This window comes from uncultured Gimesia sp. (genome assembly GCF_937919775.1).
GTDB lineage: Bacteria > Planctomycetota > Planctomycetia > Planctomycetales > Planctomycetaceae > Gimesia.
This window is the reverse complement of record NZ_CALFPF010000306.1, coordinates 1-11660: the sequence shown is the minus strand read 5'-3', so window position 1 is coordinate 11660 and position 11660 is coordinate 1. Positions and strand designations below refer to the sequence as shown.

General features: G+C 52.4%; 11 protein-coding genes. 5 read left to right on the top strand and 6 right to left on the bottom strand.

The window, feature by feature from the left end; genetic code table 11:
• The first annotated feature begins 522 nt into the window (after positions 1-522).
• The 4 genes from metE (at position 523) to Q0294_RS08445 (ending at position 5826) form a co-directional block, all read left to right on the top strand.
• The gene (metE, locus tag Q0294_RS08460; protein WP_299463309.1) at positions 523-2841 is read left to right on the top strand and encodes a 5-methyltetrahydropteroyltriglutamate--homocysteine S-methyltransferase; all 2319 of its coding nucleotides are present in this window, start codon (positions 523-525) and stop codon (positions 2839-2841) included.
• Positions 2842-2976: 135 nt separating this feature from the next.
• Complete coding sequence (locus Q0294_RS08455; protein WP_299463306.1) at positions 2977-3972, top strand: ABC transporter substrate-binding protein; 996 nt, start codon at positions 2977-2979, stop codon at positions 3970-3972.
• 24 nt (positions 3973-3996) lie between these two features.
• On the top strand, positions 3997-5034 hold the full coding sequence (locus tag Q0294_RS08450) for an iron ABC transporter permease (RefSeq protein WP_299463303.1): 1038 nt from the start codon (positions 3997-3999) through the stop codon (positions 5032-5034).
• 15 nt (positions 5035-5049) lie between these two features.
• Positions 5050-5826: an ABC transporter ATP-binding protein gene (locus Q0294_RS08445; protein ID WP_299463300.1), complete on the top strand. Its 777-nt coding sequence runs from the start codon at positions 5050-5052 to the stop codon at positions 5824-5826.
• Positions 5827-5929: 103 nt separating this feature from the next.
• On the opposite strand, the gene Q0294_RS08440 is transcribed toward Q0294_RS08445, so the two are convergent.
• The gene (locus Q0294_RS08440; protein ID WP_299463297.1) at positions 5930-6250 is read right to left on the bottom strand and encodes a Dabb family protein; all 321 of its coding nucleotides are present in this window, start codon (positions 6248-6250) and stop codon (positions 5930-5932) included.
• A 585-nt stretch (positions 6251-6835) separates the two neighbouring features.
• Between Q0294_RS08440 and Q0294_RS08435 the strand changes: the two genes are divergently transcribed.
• Positions 6836-7480 (top strand): hypothetical protein, encoded by a 645-nt coding sequence (locus Q0294_RS08435; RefSeq protein WP_299463294.1) that lies wholly within the window; start codon positions 6836-6838, stop codon positions 7478-7480.
• Between the two features lie 20 nt (positions 7481-7500).
• Here the strand turns inward: Q0294_RS08435 and Q0294_RS08430 are convergent, their stop codons facing one another.
• The 5 genes from Q0294_RS08430 to Q0294_RS08410 all read right to left on the bottom strand — a co-directional run bounded on the left by Q0294_RS08430 (position 7501) and on the right by Q0294_RS08410 (position 11584).
• Entirely contained in the window at positions 7501-7815 is a 315-nt protein-coding gene (locus Q0294_RS08430; protein WP_299463291.1) for a hypothetical protein, read from the bottom strand.
• A gap of 108 nt (positions 7816-7923) precedes the next feature.
• A complete protein-coding gene (locus Q0294_RS08425; protein ID WP_299463288.1) occupies positions 7924-9315 on the bottom strand; it encodes a DUF420 domain-containing protein in 1392 nt (463 codons plus the stop codon).
• Between the two features lie 43 nt (positions 9316-9358).
• Complete coding sequence (locus tag Q0294_RS08420; RefSeq protein ID WP_299463285.1) at positions 9359-10219, bottom strand: ABC transporter permease; 861 nt, start codon at positions 10217-10219, stop codon at positions 9359-9361.
• Complete coding sequence (locus tag Q0294_RS08415; protein WP_299463282.1) at positions 10216-11184, bottom strand: ABC transporter ATP-binding protein; 969 nt, start codon at positions 11182-11184, stop codon at positions 10216-10218. Before Q0294_RS08415 ends, Q0294_RS08420 begins: the two co-directional genes overlap by 4 nt.
• The gene (locus Q0294_RS08410) at positions 11174-11584 is read right to left on the bottom strand and encodes a cytochrome C oxidase subunit IV family protein (protein ID WP_299463279.1); all 411 of its coding nucleotides are present in this window, start codon (positions 11582-11584) and stop codon (positions 11174-11176) included. The genes Q0294_RS08415 and Q0294_RS08410 overlap by 11 nt, the downstream gene beginning before the upstream one ends.
• Positions 11585-11660 lie beyond the last annotated feature (76 nt).

Sequence of the window (11660 nt, the reverse complement as noted above, 5' to 3'; positions counted from 1 at the left end):
AGAACACGCCTTGATTGCGGTTTTTCTTCCAGTAACCTTTTCGTTTTCACAGGAAAACAGGTATGACTCTTTATATGCAGCGCGTGCACTGGTGTGACCGACTGTATGTCTCGCCCGAATACAGACGGGTTGGAGACGCAGATGAGTCTGACATGCGCCTGGTCTGAAACGGACACCACAGTTGCGCGCATTGCGGTTTGAATGCGTCTGTCTCTGCGCGGGGAATCTGAATTCTCGTTGTCGCAGATTTCAGATTGGCTTTTTTCTTTCATCTGAAGAAAGTGTCTGCGCGCAGTCTGCATCGAGTGTCCTGTTTTGGACCGTTAAACTCATCTGAACCCCTTATTGTTTTTAATCACGGTCGGTGAAAACAGAGACGGTCTGCGCACAGGGCGCAGATGCCGTTTCGCAAAAGTGACACAGACTCGGTCAGGCTACCGGTGCGCAAATTTCAAAATGAATGCAGCCGGCAGCCATGGTTTATCAAAAATTATCCTTCATAAAAATAAAAGGAGCCAGCATATGGCTATTGCTGCAAATCTTGGATTTCCCCGTATTGGATCTCAACGTGAACTGAAGCGGGCTGTTGAAAAATTCTGGTCTGGTAAAATGGAAGAAAAGGAACTGTTAGAGATCAGCCGCGCATTGCGGGCCACACACTGGAAGCTGCAGCAGGCGGCAGGCATTGAACAGATTCCCTCAAATGATTTTTCGCTGTACGATCAGGTACTCGATACTTCCGCGATGGTAGGGGCCGTTCCCAAACGTTATGGCTGGTCGGGAGAACGCGTCGATTTATCAACGTATTTCGCGATGGCACGTGGCGGAAAAGGGGGTAAGTCGATGACTGCCTCTACCGAAGGTGTTTCCGCGATGGAAATGACCAAGTGGTTTGACACGAACTATCATTATCTCGTTCCCGAATTTGAAGCGCGGCAGCAGTTCAAACTGTCCTCGACGAAACCCGTGGATGAATATCTCGAAGCGAAAGCGCTGGGCATCGAAACCCGTCCGGTATTACTGGGGCCGGTTTCATTTCTGCTGCTCGGCAAGACATGGGAGGAGCAGATTGATCCGTTAAGTTTACTCGACAGTCTATTGCCGGTTTACGTGGAAGTGCTTGCGCAACTGGCGGCGGCCGGCACAGCGTGGGTTCAAATTGATGAGCCGTGTCTTGTACTCGACCTCACGGACGCGCAACGTGCCACTTATCGACAGGCTTATGATGTACTTTCAAAACAAGTCGGCGGATTGAAAATCGCTTTGACCACCTATTTTGGTCCGCTGCAGGAGAATCTGCAGACAGCCGTTTCGCTGCCGGTTGCGGCCCTGCATCTTGATCTGGTGCGTGCGCCGGAACAGTTGGATGAAGTGCTGGATCTGCTGCCGGAAGGGAGATCTCTTGCGATGGGCGTGGTGGATGGTCGCAATATCTGGAAGAACGATTTCGAAAAATCGTTGGCCCTCATCGAAAAAACGGTCGACCGGATTGGCGCGGATCGAACTTTGATTGGTCCTTCGTGTTCCTTATTGCACAGTCCCGTTGATCTGGAGAACGAAACGGACCTGGATGCCGAGATCAAACAATGGCTGGCATATGCCCAACAAAAGCTGCAGGAAATCAGCATTCTCACTCGCTGCGTGAATCAAGGTCGAGAGAGCGTGGCCCGTGAACTGGCTGAGAATCTCGCAGCAATGAACGCGCGCCGCAGTTCTCCGCGCGTGCATCGACAGGAGGTCAAACAGCGTTGTGCCGGTGTGACGGAATCGATGCTGCATCGCGACAACCCTTACGCAGAACGGCATCGGGTGCAGGTCGCCGCTCTGGGATTGCCTCTTTTTCCGACCACCACCATCGGTTCGTTTCCCCAGACGGATGACATTCGGAAAGCGCGGGCCGCTCATAAAAAAGGGGAACTTTCGGATGCCGCTTATGAGCAGTTTCTCAAAAACTGTATTGCCGACGACATTCAATTTCAGGAAGAAGTCGGCCTGGATGTACTGGTACATGGCGAAGCCGAACGGAACGACATGGTGGAATATTTCGGCGAACAACTGGAAGGTTTTATCGCCACTCAAAACGGCTGGGTGCAAAGTTATGGGTCCCGCTGTGTGAAACCGCCGATCATTTTTGGTGACATACTGCGTAAAGGGCCGATGACGGTGAAATGGTCGAAGTATGCGCAGTCCTGCACGGAAAAACTGATGAAAGGCATGTTGACCGGTCCGGTGACGATTCTGCAATGGTCGTTTGTGCGAGACGATCAACGGCGCAGCGAAACCTGTCAGCAGATCGCGCTGGCCATTCGTGATGAGGTGTTCGATCTCGAAACAAACGGGATTCGCATTATTCAAATTGATGAACCGGCGGTGCGTGAAGGGCTGCCTCTGCGTCATTCCGACTGGGAAGCGTACCTGAAATGGGCCGTCGACTGTTTCCGCCTGGCGTCAGCCGGAGTCAAAGACGAGACGCAGATTCATACGCACATGTGTTATTCCGAGTTCAATGATATTATCAAGGCGATTGCCGCTCTGGATGCCGACGTGATTTCCATTGAAACCTCGCGGAGCAACATGGAACTGCTGGACGTGTTTGCCCGATTCAAGTATCCCAATGAAATCGGGCCGGGCGTTTATGATATTCACTCGCCCCGTGTTCCAACGGTAGAATGGATGGAAAACCTGCTTGGAAAAGCGTTGGACGTTCTGGAGACTCGACAGCTGTGGGTCAATCCGGATTGCGGCCTCAAGACGCGCAAGTGGGAAGAAGTGAAACCATCCTTGAAAAACATGGTGGAAGCAGCGAAAGTGCTGCGTGAAAAAGTGAAAACGGCCCACTGAGTTTCAATGCCGTGATTTCATAAAGGCGGAAATGATCAGCGCCGGAATGCCTGTGGCGGGCATTCCGGGCTGATTTACGAATGAAAAGATACCTGCCACTTCCAATTTCCCTGCAGATGCGATACGAACAGATTTATGAATAAATTTGACCCCCGACTGATTTTGATTTTTCTGGCTCTCTGGGCGAGTGCCGGCTGCGGCTCTGAGAAGTCGGAGCAGAACTTAAAATCCGGTCAGATCACCGCGTCGTCCACAAAAAAGCAGAATCCCTCCGGATTTCCTGCGACCGTGAAAGATGATCGCGGCGTGGAAGTTGCGATTGCACAAAAGCCGGTACGGATTGTTTCTCTTCTGCCGTCACATACCGAAATTCTGTTTGCCATTGGCGCGGGCGAACAAATGGTCGGCTGCACCACGTATTGCAACTATCCTGCGGAAACGGAGCAGCTGAAAAAAGTGGCGCTTTCGAGTCCGGGAAGCGTGAGCCTGGAAGCACTGGTCGCGTTGCAGCCGGACCTGATTTTTCTGGGAGGAGATTATCAGCGACTCCTGGCCGATCAGTTATCGAAACTGCAGGTCCCCGTATTGTCGTTTGAATCACAGTCGGTGGCTGATATCGAACATTCGATTCGCGGCATCTCCCGTTCCACCGGCCACGTAGAATCGGGAGAGACGCTGATCCGGAAGATTAAGCAGGATATCGCAGCGCTTCAGGCGCGGGTTAAACCGTATCAGAAACAGGGAGAGCCGCGTGTGTTTTATCAGGTCTGGGATCAACCTTTGATGACCGCCGGACCGGCCTCTTTTATCGGCGAACTGATTGATTTGATCGGCGGCGAAAATGTGTTTGCTGATGTTGAGATTGCTTATCCGCAGGTCAGTGAGGAGACGCTGATTTTACGAAACCCGGATGTGATCCTGATGCCTTACGTGAAAGGTGGTCCGACGGATGTCGCCGCATCCCTGCGCACATTAAATGCACGGCCCGGCTGGAAAGAGATGAACGCCGTGAAAAATAAGCGTCTTTATATCATTGAAGACGATTTAATTTCCCGCCCGGGACCGCGGGTGGTGCAGGGACTACAAAAAATAGCTCAGGCGCTGTACCCTGAAGCATTCCAGCAACAATAACTTAAAGAGCGGACGCTTCAGGTCATGCAACCACGACAACTCTTTCTGCTCTGGCGAATGATCCCGTTAATGGGCTTTCTGCTGGCAGCGCTCGTGGTGGGAATTCACTTTGGGGCGGTAGAACTTTCATTCGATCAGATTCGGCAGTCACTATGGAATCCGTCAGAGGTTTCACATATCAGTACGATTCTCTGGCAGATCCGTCTGCCGCGTGTTTTGCTGGCTGCCTGTGTCGGCGGCGGTCTGGCCGTCGCGGGGGCCGCGTTTCAGGGGGTCTTTCGTAATCCACTGGCAGATCCTTTTGTGATTGGTGCTTCCAGCGGTGCCGCGCTGGGGGCGACTCTTGCGCTGTTGTGTATTGCCGGCAGCATTACGGTGATCACTGCGACCTGGCAAATTCCCTGGTTGATTCTGTCAGCGTTTGCCGGGGCGATTCTTGTGGTCGGTGCCGTGTTTGTGATTGCCGCGTTGAGTAATGCAGGCAGGAATGCGCCGTTGCTCACACTGATTCTGGCGGGCATGGCGCTCAGCAGTTTTACCGGGGCGCTGGTTTCGCTGATCATGTTTTTAAATCATGAAATGCTGACGACCATTTTCAGCTGGCTGCTGGGAAGTTTTTCCGGGCGACACTGGAATGAAATCATGATGGCGGTTCCCGTGATCTTTTTCAGCGGAGGCCTGTTGTGGCTGATGTCGCGTCCCCTGGATCTGCTTTCGTTTGGTGATGAGACCGCCATGACCCTGGGTCTTTCGACTGGCAAATTTCGCGTGCTGATTTTAATCGCGGCGACTTTATGTACGGCCGCGTGTGTCGCCGTCTCGGGGGTGATCGGTTTTCTGGGGCTGATGGCGCCTCACATGACACGCATCATGTTGGGCCCCCGGCATGTGCTGCTGATTCCCGGCAGTTGTTTGCTGGGCGCGACGTTACTGGTGGTCGCGGATACGCTGGCACGCACCGTAATCGCACCGGCGGAAATTCCGGTGGGCATTGTGACGGCCCTGATGGGCTGCCCGTTTTTTCTGTTCCTGTTAGTCAGCCGCGGGCAGCAGTCCAGGTAATTAAAGGCGTCACCCATGAATCAGATTGAGATCGAAAATCTTGCCTGTGGTTATCCGGAGCGGGAAGTCCTGCAGCAGGTTTCGCTGTGTGTCGAGCCGGGAAAGGTGCTCGTTTTACTGGGCCCCAATGGTTCGGGGAAAACCACATTACTGCGGGCGCTGTTCAATCTGGTGGTGGTTTATCAGGGAAGCATTCTGATTGAAGGAGAGGCCGTCAATCAACTCTCGCGCAAACAGCTCGCCCAAAAGCTGGCGCTCTCTCCTCAAATGGAAGTCCCGCAATGGCCGATGACGGTGGAAGAGACCGTGCAACTGGGCCGCAGTTCACATCGGGGCTGGATTCAACCCTTCCAGGCGGAAGATAAGAACTTTGTGGATGCAGCACTCGCGCAGACGGGGCTGACGGAACTGCGACTGAGGAAGATCACGGAAATTTCCGGGGGAGAATGGCGGCGGACCTTAATCGCCCGCGCATTGGCGCAACAGACAAAAGTGCTTTGCCTGGATGAACCAACGACGGGGCTGGATTTGAAATATCAGGTCGAAGTGCTTACTTTGATCCGCGATCTGGCGCACCAGCGGGATCTGACCGTCATTCTGACATTACACGATTTGAATCTTGCCAGTTGCTTCGCCGATCAGATCGTGTTACTCAGCCAGGGACGTATTGCAGCCACAGGAACCGGAGAGGAAGTTCTGACCGAAGAGCGGCTGTCTGACGTCTATCAGACGAAAGTCAAAGTGATCCCTCATCCGGAATATCGGACCCCGTTCATTGTGCCCGTGCTCTGATCCGAATCCCGTCAGCCTGTCTCCAGGTTTACTGTAGCGTCTCCGAGGCCATTCGGGCCGAATATCATCGAACGAGAGACGCGATGGTTAAATGGGATGCGCTCTAACTAGTCACGTAACTGTCAAAGACGCGGACCTTGGCCCACTTTGCCTTATTTTCCTCGATAAACGTGAGATGGTCGGCGGCGACCTGATATTTGTCGTGCGATTCCTTGGTGTCAAACACGACATTCAGGACAACATGATACGCCTGATCATTTACTTCCCTCTGAAATTCCGGTCCCCGCGTTCCGGCAGAAAAGTAAAGCACTCCCGGATGCTGCTTTAAATATTTGTGGCAGGCCTGCACCATCGCCTCAACGGCTTCCGGAGAATCGTCTTTCAATGTGAAATAAACCATATGTGCCAGTTGCGTATCAGCCATTTACTGTTCCTTTGGGTGGTGTTATGTGTGGTAAGCTGTTTTCAGGTAACGTCTTAAGGGAATAAGTGTGCCAGAACTCCAGTCCCTGTTTCCCTATCTTCTCAAAAACCGGCCTGAATGTCACGGGAACCGGGAGCGAATGAATTCCGCAAATTATGAAATTTAAGATAAAGAGACTTTAACGATTATGCCGATAAGTTAGATACGTGGGTAATTCGTTCCGACCTATGCTTGGAATCCCGTCCTTCAGTCGTCTGAGACAGGAACGAATTCAAGGAGTGCCAGCAAGCACACAAAATATAAAGGAGTTTTTCGATGTCCCTCTGGGTTCGAAATTTGATCGTCGTAGCATCAGTATTGTTGATTTTTTCCAGTGACGCGGAAGCGCATCTGTTTCGGAATCTTTTCAATCGGTGTGGTACCCGGTGTTATTATCCGCAGCATAGTCGTTGCGGTCATCGCTGCAATCGACTGGCAAAACGGTTTTTCCGGCGATGTGCGCCGGTAACCTCATGCTGCCCGGGTGTTTGTACCCCTCCTCCTCCACAGATTTGTTATCAGGATATCATTTGCACCGAATATCGAATGGTGCCTCAAGTACAATCCGTACCAGTCACAACATTTCAGCAGGTGACTGTGGATGAAGGTTGCTGGCAGAGAGTCTGGGTGCCGCGTATGGTGACCAAACAGATTCCACGCACTGAATATCGCCAGCAGACCAGTTATGTAAGAACTCCGATTCAGGTCAAACGTCGTGTTCAAGTGATGTCGGCGCCGCAGCCGACTTGTACGGACTGCATGGGAGCACAACCTTCCATGATGAGCCCGTCACCCATGATGCAGCCTTACGTGGTTCCTTCAACACCTTCGACGGTTCCGACACCCTCACCGATGTCTTCGACTTCGCTGGATATGGGAGCGTATCCGACACTGGCACCACTGGTCTCGGCACAACCTGCCGGCTCATGGGATGGCGGAACTTCGGGACCCTCATTTGCCAGTATGGGGGGACCTGCCATGCCGCCCAGTCCTGCCATGCTACAAATGCCGCAAGCCCAGGCGAATTCAGAATGGCAGACGATTCCCTCACAGAACGGGTATCTGAAAACACAAACGGCTTATGATGATTCTTCGACAGGAGCAACAACGACAACAGCGAGAGGGGCTTTTGTTCCCGCTCCGTCGGCGGCGACTGTCTGGAATACTCCACACCGACAAAGGCTCAACTAATCAGATCGCCTTTACGGTAATCATGACTCATCCAAACCGGAATCTGCATCAGTTATTTGCGGGTTCCGGTTTTTTTCGTGTTCGAGCATCGCCGCCTGTTCCCGTTGATTCATTCGATAAAAAACGACGCCAAAACAGGAGAAGAGGATCGCCGGCATGGTCAGCATAAATGTGATGCTATACATGTAAGCGCGCGGTTTGTTATCGTCGGTATCGTTCAACTGTTTGCACATCGGGCAGGCAGTCGCTTCGTTGATGGCAGCGGGGGCGGAAAACAGCCCGAGTATTACGGCTGCCAGTAAACAGGAGCGAGTGAATGAGAATCGTTTTAACATGGTCGGAAATTTCTTTAATGAACGGTGAAAAATCTCTTAAACGATACCAGAAATCGGACAAATTTCAAATAGATTTCTGTCCACCCTCAGGCATTCACGGGAAAATGATCACGGGAAAATGATCACGGGAAAATGATAGAGCATGAAATAGATCACAACACCGGTAATGGAGACATACAGCCAGATCGGGAACGTAATTTTGGCAATCCGGCGATGGGCTTCCCACTGCTGTTTCAGCCCGCGACGGATGGTGACCCAGGCCAGCGCCGGAACCGCAGCCGCCAGCACGACGTGGGTGATCAGGATAGTATAATAAATGGGTCTGATCAGGCCTTCCCCCATAAATTTGCGCGACGCGTTTCCCGTGTATCTCTGCAAAGCGAAGTGATACAGCAGATAAAACACCAGAAACAGGATCGACGTTCCAAACGCGGTCAGCATCGTTTTTTTGTGCTTGTCTTTTTCACCTTTGCGAATGAACCAGTAACCGAGCATCAGCAGAATCGTCGCCGTCCCGTTCAAAACCGCATTCACGGCGGGCAGTTGCAGCACCCAGTCGGGAGCCGTTTTTACAGCGACTTCTTCTGCAACGACCTCTTCCACCAGTTCAGGTGATTCCGTTTCTGTCTGACCGAGCAGTGCGGAAATGAGCATGCCGGAAATGTGATTGCAGAACAGAGGGCTCAGCGAAATCATGCCGGCTTTCGGAGGAGTCACCAGCTTTGGTTTCGCGTCCTGATTTTCTGCCTTTGTTTCCGGTTTGATTTCGTCCGGTTTTTTGTCCTGTTCGACTTCTTTGCGAACGGCTTTTCTCAGCGCCGCCATCTCTTCATCATTGACGGCGTTGTATTTTCCGAGGACGTGACCATCTTTATCGACCAGCATCACGTTGGTCGTATGGATCACTTCGAAGCCGGGCTTGCGGGCAGGTCCCGTGTTTTCCTGAACGGGCATCAGAAAACTTTTTTCAATCAGATGAAAGATGTCTTTTTGATCGCCGGTCAGAAAGAGCCACTTTTCCGGATCTGCACCGACTGATTCCGCATAACGGGATAAGACGTCAGGCGTATCATTTTTCGGATCGACGGTAAACGTGACCAGCTTAAAGTCGGTATCTTTCAGGTCTTTCTGCAACTGATAAAACTGACCCGAAACACGGGGGCAGGGGCCCGCACAACGGGTAAACACAAAACAGGCCACCCACGGTTTCCCGAGCAGATCTTTTTTCGTCACCGTGCGGCCGCTGCGTTCGGTCAGTGAAAAATCTTCGATTCCCGCTGCGGGCCAGATCGGTGCTACAGGTTTGGCATCGCTGGTCTCTTCTGCCTCTTTCTTTTGATCGGCCTCGGCGGAAGCGGCTTCTTCCGTTTTGATTTGTTCCAGTGCCTGATCATGCTGCTGTTTGAGGTTCCAGGTTGCGAAGGCACTGACGGCGACCAGTACCCAGAGCAGGATGATCAAAAATCGAGGAATCCGTCGGATGGGTTGAGTCTTATTCATGCGGAAGATCTTTATAATATATTAAGTGTTCGTATTCGTTGTCTTAACGGGCATTTCTGGTAGACCGCTGTAAAGTCATCCAGACCGCAATCGCTACATAAATGATACACACGACTGTTGTGACGGACAGGCAGACGCTCATCGACGGATTTCCGGGTGCGCTGGGCAGCCCCGCTTCCGGCGCGAGAATACGTCGCAATCCCGTCACGCCATACGTTAAAGGGTTGGCGCGAATGATCCATGACAGCCAGCCCGATTCCCCCGCCGGGAAAAACGAGCCGGAGAGTAACCACATCGGCATTAAAAAGACCGACATGATCGCGTGAAAACCCTGCGTTGATTCCATCGGCCAGGCGATCAGATAACCGAGGGCCGTCAGGCTGAAACCGAGCAGAAACAGAAACAGGACCAGCGGCAGGAAACCAGCCAGCGTGATTCCCGTTTCAAAATCGGGGGCTAATCCGACAATTTTTAACAACGGTCCCAGAAAAATAAACAGGACCGCTTGTAATACCGCCAGGATGGTGCCGCCGAGCAGTTTGCCCAGCACGATCGAAATCCGGGGAACGGGCGAAACCAGCACACCCTGCAGGAAACCTTCCTTCCGATCTTCAATGATCGAAATCGTCGAGAAGATCGCCGTGAACATTAAAATCATGACAGCCACGCCAGGGAAAAAATATTCCTGGTAGGTCATACTGGAAGCGGCCCACTCGGGAGGTTTGAAGGAACCGCGCAGGCCGGCACCAAACAGAATCCAGAACAGGATCGGCTGCACCAGCGCCCCGATCACGCGGGTTCGCTGTCGCAAAAAACGAACGACCTCGCGCTGGGCGAGCGTCATAATCGGCAGCAGAAACAATTTTGCAGGTCCGGCAGCAGGGAGAGAAGCAGGCTGGTTCATGTTGTTTCCTCCGCCTGCCAGAACTGATGGCCGGTTTCGTGGATGAAGACGTCTTCGAGTGTTGGTTTTCCGAGCGACACGGACGTGACCTGCTCCGGAAAAGCGTCAATCAGCTCTTTGAGGAGTTCATGTCCCCGCGAATGTTCGAGACGCAGGCTGTGATTGACGAGTTGCGGGGTGACGCCGAACGTTGCGGAGATCTGATCGCTCAGTTGTTCGAGGTGGTCCGAATGAATCGTCAGACAATCGCCGCCGACCGAGGCACGTAATTCATCGGGGGTGCCGAGCGCTACCAGCTCTCCCTGATGCAGAATTCCCAGCCGGTCGCAGTGTTCGGCTTCTTCCATTAAGTGAGTGGTAATCAGAATCGTTACGCCTTCTTTGTGTTGTAACTGCTTCAGATATTTCCAGAGATCGTGACGCGCGCCAGGGTCGAGGCCGGTACTCGGTTCATCGAGCAGCAGGACCTGTGGCGAGTGCAATAAACCTTTTGCTATTTCCACGCGTCGCTTCAGACCGCCGGACAGGGATTCCGCAAGATCGTGTTTGCGATCGGTGAGCCCCAGATGCTGCAGGGCATTTTCAATGCGTTCCCGCATTGGTGCGCCGGAAATGCCATACAGGTGTGCCTGATGTTTCAGATTTTCCTGAACGGTTAATTTGCCATCCAGACTGGGAGATTGAAAGGTCACACCAATCAGAGTGCGGATCTGTTGGGCCTGCGATGCCAGATCAAGGCCGGCGATGTTCGCGGTGCCGAACTGCAGCGGGAGTAATGTGGAGAGCAGACGAAACAGCGTTGTTTTACCGCCGCCGTTCGGACCGAGCAGTCCGAAGATTTCCGCAGGACGAACATCAAAGCTGAGTTGGTTCAAGGCGAGCCGGTCGCCGTATCGGTGTGAAATGTCAGCGACACGGATCCGGGAGGTGAGAGCCGTTTCTTGAATTGGTGATTTACTCAACATGACTGTTTTCGGCGTTTTTGGCAGGTCCGTCTTTCAGAGCCGCCTGTTGTGCCTGTTCCAGATAGTCAATTTGCGGCGATTCATTCGTGTAATAATGAATGCCGATATCGGGGGTGATCGCGATCGTAAGGCCCATTGCTAACACAATAGTGGGACTGAGCAGCACGTATTTCCATTTGCCTTCGAACTTCAGGTGCATGAAATAAATCATCACGAACAGCGCTTTGGCACAGGCGACCGCCAGCACCAAAAATGCCAGCAGGACGAATCCCTTGATGCCGACCACGTCTTTTTCCTTCAAGTCGAGAATGTCGAAAATGATGGAGAGCACGGTGCAGAAACAGAGGGCAAAAAAGATGGTGGAGTATTTGACATACGAGTGAGATTGTGATTCGGACATCGTTTTATAACTCTCAAATAGATCAGCAGGCAGATTGAAGCGAAATTGTTTTCTGCAGACTTAGATAATTTCAACT